The organism is Streptomyces sp. NPDC002156, assembly GCF_053593675.1.
In genome coordinates, this window is the sequence record NZ_JBSFDA010000158.1 from 1 (window position 1) to 23,882 (window position 23,882).

The 23,882-nt window shown below is 67.9% G+C and carries 20 protein-coding genes and 3 tRNA genes; 12 read left to right on the forward strand and 11 right to left on the reverse strand.

The window, feature by feature from the left end; all coding sequences use genetic code 11:
• Positions 1-164 precede the first annotated feature (164 nt).
• From hrpA to ACWCRB_RS39530, 3 genes are all read left to right on the forward strand, one after another.
• The gene (gene hrpA, locus ACWCRB_RS39520; protein ID WP_451000680.1) at positions 165-4,184 is read left to right on the forward strand and encodes an ATP-dependent RNA helicase HrpA; all 4,020 of its coding nucleotides are present in this window, start codon (positions 165-167) and stop codon (positions 4,182-4,184) included.
• A gap of 94 nt (positions 4,185-4,278) precedes the next feature.
• Positions 4,279-4,353, forward strand: a tRNA-Asp gene (locus tag ACWCRB_RS39525).
• Between the two features lie 166 nt (positions 4,354-4,519).
• Positions 4,520-4,714, forward strand: a complete 195-nt coding sequence (locus ACWCRB_RS39530) for a DUF6274 family protein (protein WP_451000681.1) — start codon at positions 4,520-4,522, stop codon at positions 4,712-4,714.
• Between the two features lie 415 nt (positions 4,715-5,129).
• On the opposite strand, the gene bldC is transcribed toward ACWCRB_RS39530, so the two are convergent.
• Entirely contained in the window at positions 5,130-5,336 is a 207-nt protein-coding gene (gene bldC / locus ACWCRB_RS39535) for a developmental transcriptional regulator BldC (RefSeq protein WP_003949541.1), read from the reverse strand.
• A 535-nt stretch (positions 5,337-5,871) separates the two neighbouring features.
• Complete coding sequence (locus ACWCRB_RS39540; protein WP_451000682.1) at positions 5,872-6,726, reverse strand: hypothetical protein; 855 nt, start codon at positions 6,724-6,726, stop codon at positions 5,872-5,874.
• A gap of 243 nt (positions 6,727-6,969) precedes the next feature.
• Here ACWCRB_RS39540 and ACWCRB_RS39545 point away from each other — a divergent pair, with 243 nt between their 5' ends.
• Entirely contained in the window at positions 6,970-8,064 is a 1,095-nt protein-coding gene (locus ACWCRB_RS39545) for a Leu/Phe/Val dehydrogenase (RefSeq protein WP_451000683.1), read from the forward strand.
• Between the two features lie 288 nt (positions 8,065-8,352).
• Entirely contained in the window at positions 8,353-8,616 is a 264-nt protein-coding gene (locus ACWCRB_RS39550; protein ID WP_105975228.1) for a DUF3073 domain-containing protein, read from the forward strand.
• 244 nt (positions 8,617-8,860) lie between these two features.
• Here ACWCRB_RS39550 and purM read toward each other — a convergent pair whose 3' ends face one another.
• From purM to ACWCRB_RS39580, 6 genes are all read right to left on the reverse strand, one after another.
• Positions 8,861-9,940, reverse strand: a complete 1,080-nt coding sequence (purM, locus tag ACWCRB_RS39555; protein ID WP_451000684.1) for a phosphoribosylformylglycinamidine cyclo-ligase — start codon at positions 9,938-9,940, stop codon at positions 8,861-8,863.
• 60 nt (positions 9,941-10,000) lie between these two features.
• Positions 10,001-11,530 (reverse strand): amidophosphoribosyltransferase, encoded by a 1,530-nt coding sequence (gene purF / locus ACWCRB_RS39560; protein WP_451000685.1) that lies wholly within the window; start codon positions 11,528-11,530, stop codon positions 10,001-10,003.
• A gap of 94 nt (positions 11,531-11,624) precedes the next feature.
• On the reverse strand, positions 11,625-12,479 hold the full coding sequence (locus ACWCRB_RS39565) for an META domain-containing protein (RefSeq protein WP_451000686.1): 855 nt from the start codon (positions 12,477-12,479) through the stop codon (positions 11,625-11,627).
• Positions 12,480-12,566: 87 nt separating this feature from the next.
• Positions 12,567-13,367: a sterol carrier family protein gene (locus tag ACWCRB_RS39570; protein WP_451000687.1), complete on the reverse strand. Its 801-nt coding sequence runs from the start codon at positions 13,365-13,367 to the stop codon at positions 12,567-12,569.
• A 7-nt stretch (positions 13,368-13,374) separates the two neighbouring features.
• On the reverse strand, positions 13,375-13,572 hold the full coding sequence (locus ACWCRB_RS39575) for a DUF397 domain-containing protein (RefSeq protein WP_451000688.1): 198 nt from the start codon (positions 13,570-13,572) through the stop codon (positions 13,375-13,377).
• Positions 13,569-14,465, reverse strand: a complete 897-nt coding sequence (locus tag ACWCRB_RS39580) for a helix-turn-helix domain-containing protein (protein ID WP_451000689.1) — start codon at positions 14,463-14,465, stop codon at positions 13,569-13,571. The genes ACWCRB_RS39575 and ACWCRB_RS39580 overlap by 4 nt, the downstream gene beginning before the upstream one ends.
• Positions 14,466-14,677: 212 nt before the next feature.
• Here ACWCRB_RS39580 and ACWCRB_RS39585 point away from each other — a divergent pair, with 212 nt between their 5' ends.
• The 4 genes from ACWCRB_RS39585 to ACWCRB_RS39600 all read left to right on the forward strand — a co-directional run bounded on the left by ACWCRB_RS39585 (position 14,678) and on the right by ACWCRB_RS39600 (position 19,537).
• On the forward strand, positions 14,678-15,226 hold the full coding sequence (locus ACWCRB_RS39585; RefSeq protein WP_451000690.1) for a hypothetical protein: 549 nt from the start codon (positions 14,678-14,680) through the stop codon (positions 15,224-15,226).
• 3 nt (positions 15,227-15,229) lie between these two features.
• Positions 15,230-16,123, forward strand: coding sequence for a GNAT family N-acetyltransferase (locus ACWCRB_RS39590; protein WP_451000691.1), 894 nt, complete (start codon positions 15,230-15,232; stop codon positions 16,121-16,123).
• Entirely contained in the window at positions 16,120-16,704 is a 585-nt protein-coding gene (locus ACWCRB_RS39595) for a Uma2 family endonuclease (protein WP_451000692.1), read from the forward strand. Before ACWCRB_RS39590 ends, ACWCRB_RS39595 begins: the two co-directional genes overlap by 4 nt.
• Before the next feature lie 184 nt (positions 16,705-16,888).
• On the forward strand, positions 16,889-19,537 hold the full coding sequence (locus ACWCRB_RS39600) for a glycoside hydrolase family 2 TIM barrel-domain containing protein (protein ID WP_451000693.1): 2,649 nt from the start codon (positions 16,889-16,891) through the stop codon (positions 19,535-19,537).
• Between the two features lie 93 nt (positions 19,538-19,630).
• Here the strand turns inward: ACWCRB_RS39600 and purL are convergent, their stop codons facing one another.
• Genes purL through purS form a run of 3 tightly spaced genes read right to left on the reverse strand, consistent with a single transcriptional unit; the run spans position 19,631 to position 22,826 of the window.
• Positions 19,631-21,889, reverse strand: coding sequence for a phosphoribosylformylglycinamidine synthase subunit PurL (gene purL, locus ACWCRB_RS39605; protein ID WP_451000694.1), 2,259 nt, complete (start codon positions 21,887-21,889; stop codon positions 19,631-19,633).
• Positions 21,886-22,566, reverse strand: a complete 681-nt coding sequence (gene purQ / locus ACWCRB_RS39610) for a phosphoribosylformylglycinamidine synthase subunit PurQ (RefSeq protein ID WP_451000695.1) — start codon at positions 22,564-22,566, stop codon at positions 21,886-21,888. Before purQ ends, purL begins: the two co-directional genes overlap by 4 nt.
• Positions 22,563-22,826: a phosphoribosylformylglycinamidine synthase subunit PurS gene (purS, locus tag ACWCRB_RS39615; protein WP_235476986.1), complete on the reverse strand. Its 264-nt coding sequence runs from the start codon at positions 22,824-22,826 to the stop codon at positions 22,563-22,565. Before purS ends, purQ begins: the two co-directional genes overlap by 4 nt.
• 350 nt (positions 22,827-23,176) lie before the next feature.
• On the opposite strand from purS, the gene ACWCRB_RS39620 reads away from it, so the two are divergent.
• The 3 genes from ACWCRB_RS39620 (at position 23,177) to ACWCRB_RS39630 (ending at position 23,868) form a co-directional block, all read left to right on the forward strand.
• Positions 23,177-23,494, forward strand: a complete 318-nt coding sequence (locus ACWCRB_RS39620; protein ID WP_369037066.1) for a histone-like nucleoid-structuring protein Lsr2 — start codon at positions 23,177-23,179, stop codon at positions 23,492-23,494.
• Between the two features lie 131 nt (positions 23,495-23,625).
• Positions 23,626-23,697 (forward strand) — tRNA-Gly (locus tag ACWCRB_RS39625).
• Positions 23,698-23,795: 98 nt separating this feature from the next.
• Positions 23,796-23,868: transfer RNA gene (locus ACWCRB_RS39630), tRNA-Gly, on the forward strand.
• Positions 23,869-23,882 lie beyond the last annotated feature (14 nt).

Below are 23,882 nucleotides of genomic sequence, written 5' to 3' on the forward strand. Positions count from 1 at the left end.
GGGCTGGGTAGTCAGCCCGTCCGGCGTTTGAGGACAAGGCCCGTTCAGGGCCGGAGCGGGGGTCTGGGGGCGCAGCCCCCAGAAGGATGGGACGGGTAGGGGCGGCGGGGGCGAGACAAAAGGGTTCGCCAGTAATTTGGCCGAGGTGAGATCCTGGATCGCGTATGTCTACGCATCCCGCCTCCGCCCCCGGCCCCGCCGCTTCCGCCCTCGGTGATCTCGCCCCCCGCCTGACCGAGCTGTCCCTGCGCGACGCGCACCGGCTCGGGCGCAGGCTCGAAGGTGCGCGCAAGATCCGTAAGCCGGAAGCCCGTGCCGCCGTCGTCGCCGAGATCGAGGCGGAGGTCGCCAAGGGCGAGTTGCGCATGGCCGAGCGGCGCAGCCGTGTGCCCTCCGTCAGCTATCCCGAGCAACTGCCCGTCAGCCAGAAGAAGGACGTCATCGCGGACGCCATCCGCGATCACCAGGTCGTCATCGTGGCCGGTGAGACCGGCTCCGGCAAGACCACCCAGATTCCGAAGATCTGCGTCGAGCTGGGGCGTGGCGTGCGCGGCATGATCGGGCACACCCAGCCCCGTCGTATCGCCGCCCGTACCGTCGCCGAGCGCGTCGCCGACGAGCTGGACACGCCTCTCGGTGAAGCCGTTGGCTGGAAAGTGCGGTTCACCGACCAGGTGAACCCGGACGCCACCTTCATCAAGCTGATGACCGACGGCATCCTGCTCGCCGAGATCCAGACCGACCGCGAGCTGCGCGCCTACGACACGATCATCATCGACGAGGCCCACGAGCGGTCCCTCAACATCGACTTCCTGCTGGGGTATCTGGCCCAGCTGCTGCCCAAGCGGCCGGATCTGAAGGTCGTCATCACCTCCGCCACCATCGATCCCGAGCGTTTCTCCCGGCACTTCGGGGATGCTCCGATCGTGGAGGTCTCCGGGCGGACCTATCCCGTCGAGGTCCGTTATCGGCCTCTCCTCGAAGAGGACTCCGACGATTCCGACCGCGACCAGATCACCGCTATCTGCGACGCCGTCGAGGAGCTTCAGGGCGAGGGCAAGGGCGACATCCTCGTCTTCCTCTCCGGCGAGCGCGAGATCCGCGACACCGCCGACGCGCTGACCAAGAAGAACTACCGGTTCACGGAAGTCCTCCCTCTCTACGCCCGGCTCTCCCACGCCGAGCAGCACCGCGTGTTCCAGCAACACACCGGGCGCAGGATCGTTCTGGCGACCAACGTCGCCGAGACCTCGCTCACCGTCCCGGGCATCAAGTACGTCATCGACCCGGGCTTCGCCCGTATCTCCCGCTACAGCCACCGCACCAAGGTCCAGCGGCTGCCCATCGAGGCGATCTCCCAGGCCAGCGCCAACCAGCGCAAGGGCCGCTGCGGACGGACCAGCGACGGCATCTGTATCCGGCTGTACTCCGAGGACGACTTCCTCACCCGCCCGGAGTTCACGGACGCCGAGATCCTCCGTACGAACCTCGCCTCCGTCATTCTCCAGATGACCGCGGCCGGTCTCGGCGAGATCGAGAAGTTCCCCTTCATCGACCCGCCGGACCACCGCAACATCCGCGACGGCGTCCAGCTGCTCCAGGAGCTCAACGCCCTCGACCCGGCCCAGAAGGACCCGAGGAAACGCCTCACGGACACCGGGCGCAAGCTCGCGCAGCTCCCCGTCGACCCCCGGCTGGCCCGGATGGTCCTGGAGGCCGACAAGAACGGCTGTGTGCGCGAGGTCATGGTGATCGCCGCCGCGCTCTCCATCCAGGACCCGCGCGAACGCCCCGCCGAGAAGCAGACGCAGGCCGACCAGCAGCACGCCCGCTTCCGCGACGAGACCTCCGACTTCCTCGCGTTCCTCAATCTCTGGCGGTACGTCCGTGAGCAGCAGGCGGAGCGCGGCTCGTCTTCGTTCCGGCGGATGTGCAAGCAGGAGTACCTGAACTTCCTGCGTATCCGCGAGTGGCAGGACATCTACAGCCAACTCCGTACCGTGGCCCGCCAGATGGGCATCCACCTCAACGAGGACGACGCCCCCGAGCAGAGCGTCCACGTCTCCCTCCTGGCCGGCCTCCTCTCCCACATCGGGATGAAGGACGTACCGACGAAGGCCGCGACGGCGGGCAGCTCCACGACCACCGGCGACAGCCCCCGCACCGCCTCCGGCAAGAACGAGTACGTCGGTGCCCGCAACGCCAAGTTCGCGATCTTCCCCGGATCCGCCCTGTTCAAGAAGCCCCCGCGCTTCGTGATGTCGGCGGAACTCGTGGAGACCTCGCGGCTGTGGGCCCGCGTCAACGCGCGCATCGAACCCGAGTGGGTCGAGCCCCTCGCCGAGCACCTCCTCAAGCGCACGTACAGCGAGCCGCACTGGGAGAAGGACCAGGCGGCGGTGATGGCGTACGAGAAGGTGACGCTGTACGGCGTACCGATCGTCGCGCAGCGGAAGGTGAACTACGGGCGGATCGACGCCGAGGTCTCCCGCGAGCTGTTCATCCGGAACGCGCTGGTCGAGGGCGACTGGCGGACGCACCACAAGTTCTTCGCGGACAACCGCCGACTCCTCACCGAGGTCGAGGAGTTGGAGCACCGGGCCCGGCGCCGCGACATCCTCGTGGATGACGAGACCCTCTTCGACTTCTACGACCAACGAGTTCCCGAACACGTCGTCTCCGGCGCCCACTTCGACTCCTGGTGGAAGCACAAGCGGCACGAGGAGCCCGAACTCCTCGACTTCGAGCGGGCGATGCTCATCAACGAGCGCGCCGGTGACGTCAGCAAGGACGACTATCCGGACACCTGGCACCAGGGGCAGTTGAAGTTCCGGGTGACGTATCAGTTCGAGCCAGGTGCGGACGCGGACGGCGTGACCGTCCACATCCCGCTCCAGGTGCTGAACCAGGTGACGGACGAGGGCTTCGACTGGCAGATCCCAGGGCTGAGGGAGGAACTGGTCACGGAGCTGATCCGCTCCCTCCCCAAGCCGATCCGCCGCCACTACGTCCCGGCCCCCAACTTCGCCAAGCGCTTCCTGGACACCGCGACACCCCTCCAGGAGCCGCTGACCACCACCATGGCCCGCGAGTTGAGGCTCATGGTCGGAGTCCCCTTCTCCGCTGACGACTTCGACCAGGACCGGGTCCCCGACCATCTCCGCGTCACCTTCCGGATCGTCGACGAGCGGCGTCGCAAGCTGGCCGAGGACAAGGACCTTGAGGTGCTGCGTCTCCGGCTCAAGCCGAAGGCACGCCAGGCCATCTCCCAAGCCGCGGCGGCCACGGCAGAGCGCGCGGGCGGCGAGTCCCTGGAACGCACGGGCCTGACCGACTGGTCGATCGGGACCCTCACGCCCCTCTTCGAGACGCGCCGGGCCGGCCAGCCCGTGAAGGCGTACCCGGCGCTGGTCGACAACGGCGACACCGTCTCCGTACGCCTCTTCGACACCGAGGCGGAGCAGCAGCAGGCGATGTGGAAGGGCAGCCGGCGGCTCATTCTGCGCAACATCCCGGTCAACCCTGCGAAGTTCGCTTCCGAGAAGTTGACCAACGCTCAGAAGCTCGCGCTGTCGGCCAATCCGCACGGTTCGATCCAGGCCCTCTTCGACGACTGCGCGATGGCCGCGGCCGACAAGCTGATCGCCGATTTCGGGGGCCCAGCGTGGGACGAGGAGTCGCACCGGAAGCTGTACGACAAGGTCCGCGCGGAGATCGTCGACACGACGGTCCGTGCGGTCGGCCAGGTGCAGCAGGTGCTGGCCGCCTGGCAGGCCTGTGAGCGCCGTCTGAAGGGCGTACGGAGCGCTGTGCTGCTCCCGAACCTGACGGACGTACGGAAGCAGCTGGACGCCCTCGTACGGCCCGGCTTCGTGACCGCCGCCGGTCTGCGCCGGCTGCCCGACCTGATGCGCTACCTCGTCGCCGTGGACCGGCGCCTGCAGCAGATGCCCACCAACGTCCAGCGGGACACCACCCGCATGGAGAAGGTGCACGAGATGCAGGACGAGTACGCGTGGCTGCTGGAACAGCTGCCGCAGGGGCGCCCGGTGCCCTCGGCGGTGACCGACATCCGCTGGATGATCGAGGAACTCCGCGTCAGCTACTTCGCCCACGCGCTGGGCACGGCGTACCCGGTGTCGGACAAGCGGATCGTGAAGGCGATCGACGCCCAGGCGCCGTAACGCCCCCGGCACGCTGGGTGAGTTCGACCCTGGGCTCACCCTCCTGTACAGTCTCTTTTCGCAGCACAGCGCAACATCAAGTGCCGCGAAACCTGGTCCTGTGGAGCAGTTTGGAGTGCTCGCCACCCTGTCAAGGTGGAGGCCGCGGGTTCAAATCCCGTCAGGACCGCAGTGAAGAACGAGGCCCGCATCCGGCAACGGACGCGGGCCTTTCGCATGCCGCGACCCCGCCTTCGGCGCGTGCGTCGCGTTGTCGCCGTATTGACGGCACCGTCTCCCCCCGGTACCCAGAGAGCAGGGCCCTCGTTGCCCTGTCCCCCTTCTGGAGGTGGCGTATGGCGGCGTCCACGCGGCGGCATGAGACGCGTGCTCTGCTTCGGGCACATCTGTCGGCCGCCAGCGGGTACCGCCATCTCACGCGGCACTGTCCGATCTGCCACCGGTTACTGAGGCTCGCCCTGGAGCACTCGGACACGGAGACGAGCACCGAGGCGGACGAGGCACCCGGTGCCAACAGCACGCCCCACTAGCACTCTTGCCACTCCGTCAACAAGGCGCAGGGCATGTGACGGGTGTCACCGCATGAGTTTTCAAAAGGTGGGTTCTTACCCACCTCCTACAACCGGTCAATTTAATATGTGCAATTGCACCAGCCTCCTCAGACTCCAACAAGCCCGCTCACAGCACCACGTGCCACCCCGTGCCACCACCCACGAAGGGCACAAAAAAGATCGCGCTGGACTCGGCGGAGTCCAGCGCGATCTCTACGACGCACGCTTGAAGCCATGGAACTGACGGAACTGCCTTGAGCGTCAGGCCTGTTGGGGCAGACCCACGTCGTTGAAGCTGTTGGTGCTGTTGCTACTGCTGTTCTTGCTGGTGTTGCCGCCGGACGGCTCGGCCGATAGTTGGGGGACCTGCCGAAACGTCCGACTGTTCAGTTGGTCAGGCCTCGCTGCGCTGCTGCGGAATGCCCGCAAGCAGAGCGCGAACCTCGGCCTCGCGGTAACGGCGGTGTCCGCCGAGCGTGCGAATGGATGTGAGCTTGCCGGCCTTCGCCCACCGCGTGACCGTCTTGGGGTCGACGCGGAACATGGTGGCGACCTCAGCCGGGGTCAGCAGCGGCTCGGCATCAGGGGTGCGAGCGGTCATGAGCGGCCTCCTCGGGAGAACCGAACCTTCTCGGTTCATTCCTCTAAATTCTGCACCTTGACCCGCGTTGCCCGAAATGGCGGACGCGGGTCGAGTCGGTTATAGGACGAACGGCTTGTCCTCGGCACTACAACTACACCATCTGTCCAACCGCGTAGGCCAAACCGATGGAATTGCCCTCCCAGGTGTCCATCGGCGACGGAAGCCAATGGACCATGCCATAGCGGACAGTCACGCCACTGTGACGATCAGTCACACTGGCGATCAGGAGTCACGAGACCCCCCATAGCGTGCAATGCAGAGATTCCACCCAAAGATGGGCAGATAGAGCCTCCCCCGGACTCCTTGTCCTATTTTGGCACGAGGAGGGGCAAGGGACGCAAGCCACCTGTACGTGCGGTCCGTCACGCTTGACACAAACGCCCGGATCGGGACCTACGTCCCACGGCAGCCCCAAGAGCGTCCCACAAAAATGGAACTCACGTTCCAGGGAGTCCTTTTTTGACGAACCGTCAGTCCTGAGCGGGGACGACGGTCAGTTCGCCGACCGCCGGTCCCGCACCGCCCGCCACCGGTCCACGAGCCGCCCGTACGCCTCCCCGGCCGCCTCGCCGTCCCCGTCGCGCAGCGCCTCGATGCCTTCGGCCACGTCCGCCGCCGAGTGGTCCCCGGCCAGCTCACCGGCCGGCAGCACATGCACGAGCCCGCCGTAGTCCAGCTCGACCAGTGCCCGCGGATGGAACTCCTCCAGCCACCGCCCGACGTCCAGCAGCTCGTCGATCAGCGGCCCCTCGTCGAGGGTGTCCCGCAGGGTCCGCAGCCCCCGTGCCACGCGCCGCCGCGCCTGGACCATCGGCGTCCGGTAGCGCAGGACGGGCGGCGCCGCGCCCTCGTCGGCCCCCGAACCCCTGTCGTACTCGCGCTCCTCGTCGGAGACCAGCACGAACCAGTTCAGCGGCACCTCCCAGGTCGCCGTGCGGATCCATGGGCGGGCGTCCGGGTTGCGGGTCAGCCAGCGCTCGTAGTCCTGGGTGGCCTGATGGCGTACGAGAGGCGGCAGAACGGCGTCCAGGACCGGCGCGGGCAGTTCCCCGGCCAGCTCGCCCAGTGCCTGCCAGCCGCGCAGCCGGGTGCGCCAGGGGCAGACGCAGACCACCCCGTCGACCTCGGTCACGAACGCGTCGGCGCTCTCGTGCACCGGCACCGCGACCGGCGGTGTGGGCAGCAGGTCGGCCAGGGAACGGCGCAGTTCGTCCTGGTACGAGGGCCGGTCGGGCCGCCGGGCGTAGCGCGCCCAGTGGCCGCGCTCCGGCTCCGGAAAGGCCGCCAGCGGCTCGTAGACGCGCAAGTAGGACGCGTACGGAACGATCACCGAGGACACCTTGGGCACGCCTGCTCCCTCCCCCCTGGACAGCCAGGAAAACCCAGATAAACCGCAGAACCAGCACACAGCAGCACGGGAAAATTATGCAAACCCTCGTACGGTCCCACGTCACCCGTGGGTGATCCTTGGCACTGCGGGGACGGTTGGCGTACGGAGGCCGGGGAGGGGCTTTACTCTCATGCCCACGGAGGCCCGCCACCCGTACGGGCTCCAGCCCCAACCGCCGCTACTTACCCTGGAGTCACCACAGTGACCGACGTAACCGGCGCGCCTGCTGATGTACTGCACACCCTGTTCCACTCGGACCAGGGGGGTCATGAGCAAGTCGTGCTCTGCCAGGACCGGCCCTCCGGCCTCAAGGCCGTCATCGCCATCCACTCCACCGCCCTGGGCCCCGCGCTCGGCGGCACCCGCTTCTATCCGTACGCGACCGAGGCGGAGGCCGTCGCCGACGCGCTGAACCTCGCGCGCGGGATGTCGTACAAGAACGCCATGGCCGGTCTCGACCACGGCGGCGGCAAGGCCGTGATCATCGGCGACCCGGACACCATCAAGAGCGAGGAACTGCTTCTCGCGTACGGGCGGTTCGTGGCCTCGCTCGGCGGGCGGTACGTCACCGCGTGCGACGTCGGTACGTATGTGGCCGACATGGACGTGGTCGCGCGCGAGTGCCGCTGGACTACCGGGCGGTCCCCGGAGAACGGCGGCGCGGGTGATTCGTCCGTGCTGACCGCCTTCGGCGTGTATCAGGGCATGCGGGCCTCCGCCCAGCATCTGTGGGGCGATCCGTCGCTGCGCGCCAAGCGGATCGGCATCGCGGGCGTCGGCAAGGTCGGGCACCACCTCGTGGACCACCTGGTGGCGGAAGGCGCCGAGGTCTTCGTCACGGACGTGCGCGAGGAGGCCGTACGGCGGATCACCGAGCGGCATCGGAACGTACTGGCCGTCGCGGACACGGACGAGCTGATCCGCGTCGACGGGCTGTCCGTCTACGCGCCCTGCGCGCTCGGCGGAGCCCTGAACGACGACACCGTGCCCGTGCTGACCGCCGAGATCGTGTGCGGCGCCGCCAACAACCAGCTCTCGCACCCGGGCGTCGAGAAGGACCTAGCGGACCGCGGGATCCTCTACGCGCCCGACTACGTCGTGAACGCCGGTGGCGTGATCCAGGTGGCCGACGAACTGCACGGGTTCGACTTCGAGCGGTGCAAGGCGAAAGCGGCCCGGATCTACGACACCACGCTGGCCATATTCGCACGTGCGAAGACGGACGGGATTCCGCCGGCCGCGGCGGCCGACCGGATCGCCGAGCAGCGGATGGCGGAGGCCCGGCGGAACCGGTAGGTCCACGGAGCGCGGAGGTACCTGCCGGCGGGGTGTTGGAGAGAACTCTCACTCCCGTCGGCGGGTCGGCCGCGAAGAAGTGGTTAAAATCGCGGTTGACCAGCGGGGACAGGGCACCTCGCGGGTTCTGGGCATCGGCACGTGCTGCGGGCGACGTACCGTATGGGCGTGGGCTCAGGTACCGTGGAAGCCCTACGGACCGGTCTCTCTGCGGAGAGCCCGTTCCAGATCATGAACGCGTGTCAAGACTCTGGGGCCACCGAGCCCCGTATCCGAGGGGGTCGAGCCATGGGGCGCGGCCGGGCAAAGGCCAAGCAGACGAAGGTCGCCCGCCAGCTGAAGTACAGCAGCGGCGGGACTGACCTCTCGCGTCTGGCCAATGAGCTGGGCGCTTCGACTTCGAGCCAGCCGCCGAATGGCGAGCCGTTCGAGGACGACGACGAGGAAGAAGACGACCCGTACGCTCAGTACGCGGATCTGTACAACGACGACGATGAGGATGAGGACGACCAGTCCTCAGGCCCCTCGTCGCAACAACGTCGCGGTGCTTGACGTTTTACGTCTGCCTGCGGCGCGCTGAACATGTCGACACAGATCCTGTACCTGTAGGCATCAGCTGCACCTCTCCCGGTCCGGGGCGATTCGCCGGACCGGGTTTCGTGCGTTTTCGTTCCACTTGGGCTGGGCGCCTATTGGGTCGGGGGTGCTGTGGATTGGCGGCTTTCGGTGCGTTGTGGCTGGTCGCGCAGTTCCCCGCGCCCCTGGGGGCGGCGGCTGCGCCGGCCGCCCCCAGGCGTCATCTGCCTGCGTAGTCGGCTACCAGTTCTGCGCCTGTCTTGTGGTTGCCTCGGTCTGTGATTTCGCCTGCTACCCAGGCTTCTACGCCTCGGTCCGCCAGAGTGGTCAGGGCTGCGTCCGCCGACTCCTCGGGGACGATGGCGATCATGCCCACGCCCATGTTCAGGGTCTTTTCGAGTTCCAGGCGTTCTACCGCGCCTGTCTTGCCGACCAGGTCGAAGATCGGGGCCGGGGTCCAGGTGGAGCGGTCGACGATCGCGTGGAGGGTGTCCGGGATCACACGGGCCAGGTTGGCGGCCAGGCCGCCGCCGGTGATGTGGGAGTAGGCGTGGACGTCCGTGGTGCGGGTGAGGGCCAGGCAGTCCAGGGAGTAGATCTTGGTGGGGACCAGGAGTTCCTCGCCGAGGGTGTGGCCGAAGTCGTCGATGTGCGCGTCCAGGGACAGGCCCGCCTGGTTCAGGAGGACATGCCGGACGAGTGAGTACCCGTTCGAGTGAAGCCCCGAGGCCGCCATGGCGATGACCGCGTCACCCGTACGGATACGATCCGCGCCCAGCAGCCGGTCGGCCTCCACGACGCCCGTACCGGCGCCGGCGACGTCGAAGTCGTCCGGACCGAGCAGGCCCGGGTGTTCGGCCGTCTCGCCGCCGACCAGAGCGCATCCGGCCAGTACGCAGCCCTCGGCGATGCCCTTGACGATCGCGGCGACGCGCTCGGGGTGCACCTTGCCGACGCAGATGTAGTCCGTCATGAACAGCGGTTCGGCGCCGCACACCACGATGTCGTCCATCACCATGGCGACCAGGTCGTGGCCGATGGTGTCGTACACGCCGAGCTGGCGGGCGATGTCGACCTTCGTGCCGACGCCGTCGGTCGCGGAGGCGAGCAGCGGGCGCTCGTAGCGCTTGAGGGCGGAGGCGTCGAAGAGGCCGGCGAAACCGCCGAGGCCGCCGAGGACCTCGGGGCGCTGCGTCTTCTTCACCCACTCCTTCATCAGCTCGACGGCGCGGTCGCCCGCCTCGATGTCGACGCCGGCGGCTGCGTAGCTGGCACCAGCGGTCCCAGGGGTCTCAGGCATGACTTGTGAGAACTTTCGTGTCGTACTGCTCGTAGTGCAGGTTTATGGCTGCTTACGGGCTTACGGGCGACGGATCGCGTCGGCCGCGGCCGTGGCGGCGGGCCCTGCGGCCAGCTCGGTCTCCAGGAGCTGCTTGCCGAGCAGTTCGGGGTCCGGGAGGTCCATCGGGTACTCGCCGTCGAAGCAGGCGCGGCACAGGTTCGGCTTGGCGATGGTGGTCGCCTCGATCATGCCGTCGAGGGAGATGTACGAGAGGGAGTCGGCGCCCAGCGAGGTGCCGATCTCGTCGATGGTCATGCCGTTGGCGATCAGCTCGGCGCGGGTCGCGAAGTCGATGCCGAAGAAGCAGGGCCACTTGACGGGCGGGGACGAGATCCGGATGTGGACCTCGGCCGCCCCGGCCTCCCGGAGCATGCGAACCAGCGCGCGCTGGGTGTTGCCGCGCACGATCGAGTCGTCGACGACGACCAGGCGCTTGCCCTTGATGACTTCCTTCAGCGGGTTCAGCTTCAGCCGGATACCGAGCTGCCGGATCGTCTGGGAGGGCTGGATGAACGTACGTCCGACATAGGCGTTCTTGACGAGGCCGGCGCCGAAGGGGATTCCGGAGGCCTCCGCGTAGCCGATGGCGGCCGGGGTGCCGGATTCCGGGGTCGCTATCACCAGGTCGGCCTCGACAGGGGCTTCCTTGGCGAGTTTCCGACCCATCTCGACGCGGGAGAGGTACACGTTCCGGCCGGCGATGTCGGTGTCCGGGCGGGCGAGATAGACGTACTCGAAGACACAGCCCTTGGGCTTCGCTTCCGCGAATCGGGAGGTTCGCAGGCCGTTCTCGTCGATGGCGACGAACTCGCCCGGCTCGATCTCGCGCACATAGGCGGCGCCGCAGATGTCGAGGGCGGCGGACTCGGAGGCGACGACCCAGCCGCGCTCGAGGCGGCCGAGGACCAGCGGGCGGATGCCCTGCGGGTCACGGGCGGCATAGAGCGTGTTCTCGTCCATGAAGACGAGCGAGAAGGCGCCCTTGACCTGCGGGAGTATCCGCGCGGAGGCCTCTTCGATGGTGAGGGGCTTGCCGTCGTCGTCGTTCTGGGCGGCCAGGAGGGCCGTCAACAGATCGGTGTCGTTGGTCGCCGCGACGCGCGGAGTGCGGCCGTCGTGCTGCTTGGGCAGGTCGGCGACCATCTCGGCGAGCTGCGCCGTGTTGACGAGGTTGCCGTTGTGGCCGAGGGCGATGGAGCCGTGGCCGGTCGCGCGGAAGGTGGGCTGGGCGTTCTCCCAGGTGGAGGCGCCGGTGGTCGAGTAGCGGGCGTGACCGACCGCGATATGCCCCTGGAGGGCGCCGAGAGAGGTCTCGTCGAAGACCTGGGAGACGAGGCCCATGTCCTTGAAGACAAGGATCTTGGAGCCGTTGCTGACCGCGATTCCCGCGGATTCCTGGCCTCGATGCTGTAGGGCGTAGAGCCCGAAGTAAGTGAGCTTGGCGACCTCTTCGCCGGGGGCCCAGACCCCGAAGACGCCGCAAGCGTCCTGGGGGCCTTTCTCGCCGGGGAGCAGATCATGACTGAGTCGACCGTCACCACGTGGCACGCCACCGAGTGTAGGCGAGATCGACCACTGGTCCGAATTAGGGAATGCGACTGTGACACAGGGGCGCTGCGCGGCCGTGGACTGCGGTAAGGGCTCAATCGGCGGCCGTCGCGCTGACCGTGGCGCCGTCTGCGCTGGTCAGCGTCATGCTCCGGTGATCGATCTTGTATGTCGCCTTGCCGTCGAAGAGACCCAGCAGTGTCTTCTCGGCCTCCATGAGTGAGCCGTCGCACATCCTTCGGGTGGTCGACGGGCTGCCGAAAGTGATAGTGCCGTCGCTGACCGTCGCATCGGCAGAAACGTTGTTGCACCCAGCCTTGCCGCTGACGGTCCCCTTCTTCTGGTCGAGGACGAGGTAGGCGTCGGCGCCGGAGGGGAGGGGGGAGACGGCCGCGCTGTCGCTGTCGCCTGTGCCGTCGCTGGTGGCACCGAGTGTCGTGATCGTCCACTTGGTGCCGTAGAGGGCGGCGGCCTTCTCCTCGGTGAGGTGGATGGTGTCGCCGGTCTTGGTGGTGAGGGTGAGCTGCTGGGCGTTCTTGGCGCTTTCGGTGCCCTTGGCGGTGAGGGTGCCGTCCTTGAGGGCCTTGGTGAGGGTGTTCTCGAAGCCCATCGAGGCGCAGGCCATGTCGGTCGACAGGAACTGTCCGAGGGCGATCTCGTCGCCGTCGACGGTGGCCTCGGCACCGAAGCCGTTGCAGCCGAGGTTGCCGCTGACCTCGCCGTTCTTGGCGATCTTCAGCCAGGCGCTGGCCGGTGCGTCGCTCTTCTTCCCGTCGACGGTGAGGTCGTCGACGGTCCAGTGGACGCCGGTGACGTCCGCGGTCCCGGACCCCGTCCCGACGGTCTGGCTGCCGCCGCTGTCCTTCTCGCTGCCACAGGCCGCGGCGAGGGGCAGCACGGTGAGGGTCAGGAGGCCGAGGCTGAGGCTCGTCAGTCGCTGCGTTTTCATGCCGGTGGGACGGAAGGGGCGGGTGGGCGGTTCCCGTCCGGCTGTCTCTTGTGCGTTCGGCGCAATGTCGTCGTACGGGGGCCGCCGTCAGGACATGAGGGGGAGCAGGTCTCCGAGGTCGGCGCGTTCGCCGCTCGCGTTGACCTGGGCCTTGTCGAGGGCGTCGGTCCAGGTGACCCGGCCGGTGGCCAGGCGGATCCAGGTCAGCGGGTCGGTCTCGACGACGTTGGGCGGGGTGCCACGGGTGTGCCTCGGACCCTCGACGCACTGCACCACGGCGTACGGCGGGATCCGGACCTCCGTGGAGCCGCCGGGGGCCTTGGCGGCGAGGGTGTCGGCGAGGAGGCGGGTACAGGTGGCGAGGGCCTGGCGGTCGTACGGGATGTCGAGGCCCGGGACTGCGTCGTTCAGGTCGTCGGTGTGGACGACGAGTTCGACGGTACGGGTGACCAGGAAGTCGACGAGGGTGACGGAGCCGATCCGGACCGCGAGGACGCGGGTGTCTGCGACGCCTGTGAGGTGTTCGGTGAGGCGTTCCTCGGTGTGGGTGAGGAGGGTGTTGAGGTCGGGGGTGCGCTCGGCGAGGTCATGACTGTCCTCCGCGATGGCATCGGCGAAGGACGCGGTGGCGAACGGGTAGTCGAGGACGCCGATGTCGGCCTTCGCCGGCTCGTCCCGGTCGAGGGCCAGGCTGATGCTGCCGGCGGCCATCGAGATGTGGGCGACCAGATCACGGACGGTCCAGTCGCCCAGGCGGGTGGGGAGGGCCAGTTGGGCGGGGGTGAGGGTGAGGGCGGCGGTGCGGATGTTGGCGTACTGGGTGAGGACTGCGGTGCGGGTTTTGGTGGGGTCGTAGGTGCGGGGCTTTGGTTTTCTGGCTGGGGGCATCGGGGGGTCAGCTCCGGAGGTGGGTCAGGAGGGCTGCGAAGGCTTTTGGGGGGAGGAGGAGGGTGGGGCCGCCTTGAGGGTGCTTGGAGTCGCGGACGCCTATACGGGGGTGGGCTGGGGTGGGGTGGGCGACTTCGACGCAGGTCCCGCCTGTTTCGTCGCTGTAGGACGACTTGAACCAGGTGCCGTTGTGGTGAGTACTCATGCTTCGTCCAACTCTCGTGCTGCTCGCTTCAGGAATTCGGGCGTTTCCCTGGGGCCGCCGGCTTCGGCTCGCATGGCGTCGAACCGGCGCTTGTACGCCCAGATCTCCGTGTCCTTGTCAGTGACGCCCACCGCGCTGAAACCGTCGATGCTCACCACCGTGGGCAGCGGGGTCGGGAACTCCATGAGGGTGAAGTTCTGGCTGCACCGGTAGATCGGCTGACTCATCGGCAGGATCTGCACAGTGACATGTTCCAGCGCAGCCAGTTCGGCCAGGTGCTCGTACTGCTCCCGCATCACCTCCGGGCCGCCGAACACCCGCCTGAGCACTGCTTCGTCGAGGATCGCGTGGACCTCGACCGGACTGTCACTTCGGGTGATGGCCTCCTTGCGGCGCATCCTGATCTCGACGTTCCGCTCGACGAACTCGGTCGTACGCTCGTCGATCGGCTTGGCGGCCTCGAACTGGGCCCGCGCATACCCCGATGTCTGGAACAGGCCGAACATGACGTCCGGTTGGTAGACCCTGAGGATCTTGGCATCGCCTTCAAGGCCCAGGCTGATGTTGAAGCCGGACGGCATGAACGTGCGATACGGCGACCACCAACCCCGGTTCAGCGAGTTCTTGTGGATGTCCAACAGGAAGTCCACGTCGTCGGGGTCCGTCACGCCGTACCGGTCGAGCAGCTCCCTCAGCTCCTGCACCTTGGGAAGGCTGGTCAGTCCCTTCTCCACGCGGTGCAGGGTCGACTCCGAGACGCTCGTTCCCTTGACCGCCTGGATCCTCGTCAACCCCCGCCCGGTGCCGTCCTCCCGCTCCACCTGCTCGCGCAACCGCCGCAGCTCCTGGCCGAGTTGCATCCGCCGAATCGTCGGCCCCGTTTTCGCTGCCACCGTGTCCGTTCCTTTCGCGGCCAAGCAGGTCAACCGTACGTCGATGCCTGCCAGTTGGCTGCCCGTGCCGGGCAAATCACTGTCCGTGCCCAGAGTGTGACAGCATCAGCCAACCTCCCGCAGGCACTTCCCGACTTTCAGGCATATACCACTTCGTGTGGGATTCCCTCGTTCGATTGCCTGGCCGTTGGATCGACGGAACCGTTGTCCCCATGACCACCCCTGAGCCCCGCCGCCGAAACAGTGCCCTCACCGACGTCCACTTCATCCTGGGCGACCGAGTCCAAGGGACCACCTTCGTCCCGCCCTTCCTCCGTGAGCGTGAGGCGCCCGAGCCCGTCGAGGGTGTCGTCGTGCAGGTCGGGTCCGGTTACCCGGAGGCCGATGCCGAGGACGACCTCCTCTGGGTACGGCTCGCCGACTCCACCGAGCGTCAGTGCCGCGTGAGCGATGTCGCCGCCAGCATCGAGAACGAGCCACTCTGTGACGTCTGCAAGGTCGGCCGCGCCCCGTTCCTGCGCTACGGGACCCTCGAAAACACCGGCCGTATGTGTTCCGCGTGCCTCCGCAGGACCCACATCTGTGCCCTCTGCCAACAGCCCGGCAACGCCCCGCTGGTCGCCCTGGGCACGGCCGACCAGGGCACCGGGCCTGGTCGGACCACGTACGCGTGCGCTGCCTGCGCCGCGTCAACCAGCCTTTCTTCGCCGGGCCCTGACGGCAATCGCGTTGCTGGCGGCGACGTGGATCCGAAACCATGAGGCATGCGTTCGGATGGCTGGTACCTCACCGAAGACGTGCACGAGTTTTCTGCCCTTGCCGGGGATTTCCTGCGCTCACGGCCCGCTCTGCACACCACCGCGCTGACGACCATCGAGCAGGTGCGCACGGACGGGCCGGGCGCGAGCACCGCCCAGGACCCCGTCTTCGGCCGGCTGGAGCAGGACGGCGAGGTCACCGCCGCCTTCTTTCGGCTCACCCCGCAGAAGCGTCTGAGCGTCACCTCCCTCACTCCCGAGCAGGCCGATGGTCTCGCCGCCCATCTGGTCGGCCTCGGTCACCGGCCCCCGGGCGTCGGCGGGGACATCGACACCGCGACCGTCTTCGCCGAGGCCTGGCAGCGGCACACGGGCGCGACTCCGACGTTCAGTACCCGGATCCACCTGTACCGCCTCGGCACGCTCACCCCGCCGGAGCCGATGCCGGCGGGTCGGGGCCGACCCGTGGGCGAGGCGGACCAGGAGCACCTGATGCAGTGGTGCCGTGAGGCCGCGGAGTTCTTCGGGGAAGACGTCACCATCAACGCCGACACCTGGGCCGGCACCCGCTTCGGCGAGAAGACCTACACCTACTGGGAGACCCCGGACGGCACACCCGTCTCCATGGCGGGCGTGAACCCCCTGGTCGGCGGCCAGGTCCGGGTGGACCCCGTCTACACGCCGGCCCACCTGCGCGGTCGCGGTTACGCGGCTGCCGTGACGGTCGAGGTGAGCCGGGCGGCGCTGGAAGCGGGCGCGACGGATGTCGTCCTGTACACGGACCCGAACAACCCCACGAGCAACGCCCTCTACAAGCGAATCGGCTACCGCCTGCTCACGGACTGGGGCGCGTACGACTTCGCGTATGCCGATGCCGAAGCGCGGGTGGGCGCAGCGTGACCGTTGAAGCCGAGCGCACGGCCCAGATGTCGGTGGAGGAGTTCGAAACGATCGCCTCCGCCGCTCCCGAGACCGTCACGTTGGAGTTCCTCAACGGGCGGCTCGGGGTCAAGAGGGCGGCCGACGGGGACCGGAGCACCATCCTGACCTGGCTGACCCGGCGCTGCATGCAGGCCAGGCCCGATCTGGACCTGTACCAGGGCACAGGGCTGCGGGTGGAGGCGTACGGGGAGGGCCGGGCGAAGCCGGGTGCCGTGCTCGCGCCCGAGGCCCACTTCGCAGGGCACGGTGAGTGGGCCGACCCGGACGGGGCGCTCATGGTCGTCGAGGTCACCTCGTACGACTCGGACACCGACCGACGGGACCGCCACGAGAAGCCGGCCGCGTACGGCCAGTCCGGCATCCCGCTGTACCTCCTGATCGACCGGGACTCCTGCACCGTCACCGTGCACAGCTCCCCGGATCGGCAGGTCGGCGGCTACCGCGACATCCGCACGGCGAAGTTCGGCGAGAACGTGGCCCTTCCCGACCCGATCGGCATCGAGCTGGACACGGAGATCCTCAAGAACTACGTGCGGTGAGCCGCGCGGCATCCCGCCCGGGCGCGTGAACCCGGGCGGGGTCTTCCTGATCTCCAAGTAGCGGTTGTTGTCGCATGTCTTGACGTCGCCGTCCCCTCGCCTTAGTTCTGTCATGCCTGCGTCAGTTCAGCATTCTGACCGGTGTTCGATATACCGAATTCCTTGACGTGTGGAGGAGTTGGCGATGAACGGGATAGACGGCAGCGCGTCGGACGGTGTCACCCGGCGTACAGCCCTACAGCTCGGCGCGGTGGCCGCAGGATCAGCGGCGGTCGCCGGAGGCGGGCAGGTGGCCGCCGCAGCCGCGGAACCGCAGGTGACCGGCGGACATGCACGTGAACGTTCCTTCGACGAAGGCTGGCTCTTTCACCGTGGTGACGCCCCCGGCGCCGAAGCCCCCGCCTACGACGACACCTCCTGGCGCCCCCTCGACCTCCCCCACGACTGGAGCATCGAGGACCTGCCCTACGCCCCCTCCCCCGACGGCGCCGTCACCAGCGACCCGTCGCTCCTCGTGCCCAAGGAACCCGACCCCTCCGCACCCCAAGCGCCCCCGGTCATCGGCCCGTTCGACCCCCAGCGCAGCCAGAACGGCGGCTCGACCGGGTACACGGTCGGCGGGATCGGCTGGTACCGCAAGCACTTCGGGGGCAATCAACTCGCCGGTGAACCCAGCCCCCCTCACGCCGAGTTACGGTTCGACGGCGTCTACCAGAACGCCGACGTCTGGCTCAACGGCGTCCACCTCGGCTTCCACCCCTACGGCTACACCTCATTCGCCCACGACCTCACCCCCCACCTGAACCCCACCGGCCCGAACGTCCTCGCCGTCCGTGTCGACAACAGCGGCCAGAACAGCCGCTGGTACTCCGGATCCGGCATCTACCGCCACACCTGGCTCACGGTGACCGGGCCCGTACGCATCCCCCTCTGGGGAGTCCACGTCACGACGCCCGAGGTCAGCCCGCACCGGTCGCTCGCCCGCGTGGCCGTCTCCGTCGCCAACCTCGGGGCCCACGACTCCTCCGCCTCCGTACGCGTCACCGTTCTCGACCCGCGCGGACGTATCGTCGCCACCCGCCACGCGCCGGCGCAGAGTGTCGCGTCGGGCGCAACGGTCACCCCCGCACTCGAACTCCCCATCCGTCAGGCCGCGTTGTGGTCCCTCGACTCGCCCAGCCTCTACACCGCGCGGGCCGACGTCCTGGTCGGCGGGCGGGTCGTCGACACCGTCACCACTCGCTTCGGGATCCGGTCCATCGTCTGGAACGGTGAGGTCGGTTTCCTCCTCAATGGCCAGTCCGTCGAGGTCATGGGCGGGAATGTTCACCACGACCACGGGCCGCTCGGTGCCGTCGCGCTCGGGCGGTCGGAGGAACGTCGGGTCGAGATCCTCAAGGCCGCCGGGTTCAACTCCATCCGCACCGCCCACAACCCGCCCACACCCGAACTCCTCGACGCCTGCGACCGGTTGGGCATGCTGGTGATGGACGAGTTCTTCGACGTCTGGGACACCGGGAAGAATCCCCAGGACTACTCCGTGCACTTCGCCGAGTGGTGGGAGCGGGATCTCACGAGCACTGTCCTCCGCGACCGCAATCACCCCTGCGTGGTGATGTGGTCGCTCGGCAACGAGATCACCGACCGCACCAACGGTCACCGGGGTGCGGAGATGGCCGACCTCCTCCGCTCCCTCGACCCCACCCGGCCCAGCACCCTCGGCGGCGGGTCCACCTTCACCGCCAGTGATCCCTCCTGGAGTTACGTCGATGTCGGCGACGTGCACTACAACGCCAACGGCAAGGGCTACGCCCAGATGCACGCCGCCAACCCCACCAAGGCGATGACCCACAACGAGACGTTCCCGGCCACGATCTACCAGGACATCCACTTCGCCCGCGAGCACGCCTGGGCCACCGGAACCTGGGTCTGGGCCGCCTGGGACTACCTCGGCGAGGCCGGTATCGGCAAGACGCCGATCCCTCCCGTGGGGACGGGGGCCACCATCGGCGACCAGAGCGTCATGCCCGGCTGGTCCATCTCCCGGGAACTGCACCACGGTTGGGGCGGCTTCGGCTATCCGTACCCCTACTTCCAGGCGAACTGCGGCGACTTCGACCTCATCGGGCAGCGCAAGCCGCAGAACCACTGGCGGGACGCGGTGACGGGCCGCAGTCCCGTGGAGGTGCTCGTGGAGCGGCCCACCCCGGCCGGCACCGAGCAAGTCGCCATCTGGTGGGGTTACTTCGACGAGCTGGCCAGCTGGACCTGGGAGGGCGTCGAGCCCGGCACCCCACTCAAGGTGCACGTCTACACCGGCGGTGACAGCGTCCGACTCCTCCTCAACGGCGTCGAGTTCCCCGAAGGGGCAGCCACTGCACCCGAGCGGGCCATGGCCACCTTCAACGTCCCTTACACGCCCGGCGAGTTGACCGCCGTCGCCAGTCTCCGCGGCGAGGAGATCGGGCGGCAGACCCTCCGTACCGTGGGCGCTCCGGTCGCCCTCCGCCTCGTACCTGACGTCAGAGCCCTCACCACCGGCCGCGACGACCTCGCCCACGTCCTCGTCGAGGTCGTCGACCGGCACGGGCGTCTCGTGCCCGACGCCACGCACGAGGTGGCCTTCACCGTCGAAGGCGCCGGGGAGTTGGTGGGCGTCGGCAACGGCAACCCGCACAACGTCGACAGCTTCCAGCAGCCCCGCCGCCATACCTGGCACGGCCGCGCCCTCACGATCCTCCGCCCGGCCAAGTCCCCGGGCCGCCTCACCCTCACGGCCAGGGCATCGGGGCTGAGGGCCGCGACCGTCACCCTGCCGGTACGCCCGTCCTGAGCCGACGCACGGAGAGGCCCCCGTCCGGGACGCGAACCTCATGGTTCACGTCCGAACGGGGGCCTCCGCCAACCCAGTTGATCCCGTTGCCGACTACGCCAGCAGTGCGGGAATCGTCCCCTCGTGCGCCTCGCGCAGTTCCGCCAGCGTGAGCGTGAACTCGCCCTGCAGCTCGATCGAGTCGCCGTCGACGACACCGATCCGCGTCACCGGCAGCCCCCGCGCCCCGCACATGTCGTTGAAGCGGAGTTCCTCCGAGCGCGGAACGGCCACCACCGCACGCCCCGCCGACTCCGAGAAGAGGAGGGTGAAGGCGTCGAGCCCGTCCGGTACGACCAGACGCGCGCCCTTCTCGCCCAGCAGCGCCGATTCCACGACCGCCTGGATCAGACCGCCGTCCGACAGGTCGTGAGCCGAGTCGATCATGCCGTCACGGGACGCGGAGATCAGGATCTCGGCCAGCAGCCGCTCCCGCTCCAGGTCGACCTTGGGCGGCAGGCCACCCAGGTGGTCGTGCACGACCTGCGACCACGCCGAGCCGCCGAACTCCTCGCGCGTGTCCCCGAGGAGGTACAGCAGCTGCCCCTCCTCCTGGAACGCGACCGGCGTCCGCCGTGCCACGTCGTCGATGACGCCCAGGACCGCCACGACCGGCGTGGGGTGGATGGCGACATCGCCGGTCTGGTTGTAGAGGGAGACGTTGCCGCCCGTCACCGGGGTGCCCAACTGCTGGCAGGCGTCCGCGAGTCCACGTACCGCCTCCGCGAACTGCCACATCACCGCCGGGTCTTCGGGCGAACCGAAGTTCAGGCAGTCCGACACCGCGAGCGGCTTCGCACCCGTCGTCGCCACGTTCCGGTACGCCTCCGACAGCGCCAACTGGGCGCCCGCGTACGGGTCCAGCTTGGCGTAGCGGCCGTTGCCGTCCGTCGCGATGGCGACACCGAGGCCGGTCGACTCGTCGACGCGGATCATCCCGGAGTCCTCGGGCTGGGCCAACACCGTGTTGCCCTGCACGAAGTGGTCGTACTGGGAGGTGATCCAGGACTTGGACGCCTGGTTGGGGGAACTGACCAGCTGGACGACCTGCGCCTTCAGCTCATCCGAACTCGTCGGCCGCGCAAGCTTGTTGGCGTCGTCCGCCTGGAGGGCGTCCTGCCAGTCCGGGCGGGCGTACGGGCGCTCGTAGACCGGGCCGTCGTGCGCGACCGTACGCGGGTCGACGTCGACGATCTTGCCGCCGTGCCAGAAGATTTCGAGCCGGTCGCCGTCGGTGACCTCACCGATCACCGTGGCGATGACATCCCACTTGTCGCAGATCTCCAGGAACCGGTCGACCTTCTCCGGCTCCACGACCGCGCACATGCGTTCCTGCGACTCGCTCATGAGGATTTCCTCGGGAGAGAGAGTCGAGTCGCGGAGGGGTACGTCGTCCAGGGTCACGCGCATGCCGCCGGAGCCGTTGGACGCCAGCTCGGACGTGGCGCACGACAGGCCCGCCGCACCCAGGTCCTGGATACCGACGACCAGCTTCTCCTTGAAGGCCTCCAGGGTGCACTCGATGAGGAGCTTCTCCTGGAAGGGGTCGCCCACCTGGACCGCGGGGCGCTTCGACGGCTTGGCGTCGTCGAAGGTCTCGCTCGCCAGGATCGACGCGCCGCCGATGCCGTCACCGCCCGTACGAGCCCCGTACAGGATGACCTTGTTGCCCGAACCCGACGCCTTCGCGAGGTGGATGTCCTCGTGCCGCATGACGCCGATGGCACCGGCGTTGACCAGTGGGTTTCCCTGGTAGCAGGCGTCGAAGACGACCTCGCCGCCGATGTTCGGGAGGCCCAGACAGTTGCCGTAGCCGCCGATGCCCGCCACCACGCCCGGGAGGACGCGCTTGGTGTCGGGGTGGTCGGCCGCGCCAAAGCGCAGCGGGTCCACGACCGCCACCGGCCGCGCGCCCATCGCGATGATGTCGCGCACGATGCCGCCGACGCCCGTGGCCGCACCCTGGTAGGGCTCGACGTAGGACGGGTGGTTGTGCGACTCGACCTTGAAGGTGACCGCGTAGCCCTGGCCGACGTCGACCACGCCCGCGTTCTCGCCGATGCCGACGAGCAGGGCGTCGGACTGCGGGGCCTTCTCGCCGAACTGGCGCAGGTGCACCTTCGACGACTTGTAGGAGCAGTGCTCGGACCACATGACCGAGTACATGGCCAGCTCGGCGCCGGTCGGGCGGCGGCCGAGGATCTCGACCACCCGCTCGTACTCGTCCTTCTTCAGGCCGAGTTCGGCCCAGGGCAGCTCGACGTCGGGGGTCTCGGCCGCGTGCTCGACCGTGTCCAGAGGCGTCCGGCTCATGCGTTGACCAGCTTCTTGAGGATCGAGGTGAAGAAGGGGAGGCCGTCGGTGCGGCCGGACCCGATGAGCGGCTCGACCGCGTGCTCGGGGTGCGGCATGAGGCCTACGACGTTCCCGGCGGCGTTCGTGATGCCCGCGATGTCGTTCAGTGACCCGTTCGGATTGAAGTCCAGGTAGCGGAAGACCACCCGGCCCTCCGCCTCCAGCTCGTCGAGCGTGTGCTCGTCGGCGACGTACCGGCCGTCCATGTTCTTCAGCGGGATGTGGATCTCCTGGCCGGCGTCGTAGTCGACGGTCCAGGCCGTGTCCGCGTTCTCCACCCGCAGCTTCTGGTCGCGGCAGATGAAGTGCAGGTGGTTGTTGCCGAGCATCGCGCCCGGGAGGAGATGCGCCTCGGTGAGGATCTGGAAGCCGTTGCAGATGCCGAGGACCGGCATGCCCGACTTCGCCTGCTCGATGACCGACTCCATCACCGGGGAGAAACGGGAGATGGCACCCGCGCGCAGATAGTCGCCGTACGAGAAACCGCCCGGCAGAACCACCGCGTCGACCTGCTTGAGATCCTTGTCCTTGTGCCAGAGAGCCACCGGCTCCGCACCCGCGAGCCTGATCGCGCGCTGAGTGTCCCGGTCGTCCAGCGAACCCGGAAAGGTGACGACTCCAATACGAGCAGTCACTTCTCTTCCCCCACCATCTCCTCCACCTTCACGGTGAAGTCCTCGATCACGGTGTTGGCGAGGAAGGATTCCGCAAGATCATGGATGCGGGCGAGCGCGGCGTCGTCCACCGGTCCGTCAACTTCCAGTTCGAATCGCTTTCCCTGACGTACGTCGGAGACACCGTCGAAACCGAGACGCGGCAGTGCACGCTGCACCGCCTGGCCCTGGGGGTCGAGGATCTCCGGCTTGAGCATGACGTCGACTACGACGCGTGCCACTGGCACTCCCGGTGTGTGGTGCTGAGCAGGTCGCTTCAGACTACCCGTACAAAATTTCTACGCGGGTAGATTCGTAGGAATCTACGGGAACCGACGAGAACGGCATCACGATCCGGTATCGGACCGGCGCCAACACGAAAAGTTCTGGGAAAGATCCGGGTTCGCATCCAGGATGTCTATTGCGCGGGAGACACACGGACAGATTTAGTCGGGCTTCCCATTGCAATGCCGGGCACTGTACAAAGGAAAAGGCATTAGCCGATACTTTGCCCAATAACAGTCGGACAGCCGACATCTCCCGACGTCTTCGCACGTCGTAGCAGAGGTGTCGCACGAAGGGACCGATATTCGTGGCTCAGCGTGTCGTGGTCACACTCTCCGACGACATCGACGGCTCGGAAGCGGCGGAAACGATCGCCTTCGGACTTGACGGCAAGTCGTACGAGATCGACCTGAATCAAACCAATGCCAAGAAACTGCGTAAGGCCCTGGAGCCGTACGTGGAGGCCGGCCGCAAGCGGTCGCGCTCCGGCAAGGCGTACAAGCAGACGGAGGTCGCCCCCGACCCGTCGGCGGTCCGGGCCTGGGCCCTCGCCAACAAGTTCGACGTGCCGGCCCGGGGGCGCATCCCCAAGAAGGTGTACGAGGCCTTCACCGCCGCCCAGTAGCCACCCACTGGTGGCGCGACAGCGCCCCAGCAGCCCCTCGGCGCAACCGACTTGCGTTGCCCCCCTGCTGATCAGCTAGAGTCTGGAGCACGCCGAGGGGCAAGGCCGAAAGGCCCGGCTCACGGAGGCTTGCGGGTGTAGTTCAGTAGCAGAACATCCCCCTTCCAGGGGGAAGGCGCAGTGTGCAATTCCTGTCACCCGCTCTGCATCGCCGGTCCGACCACACTGGGGGCACCCCCTCTGGGGGAGGATCAGGTAGGCTGGTGCTCGCGCCAGTCGGTGAAAGCCGACTGGAGGCAATGCGGACGTAGCTCAGTTGGTAGAGCGCAACCTTGCCAAGGTTGAGGTCGCCAGTTCGAACCTGGTCGTCCGCTCAGCAGTCGAAGGC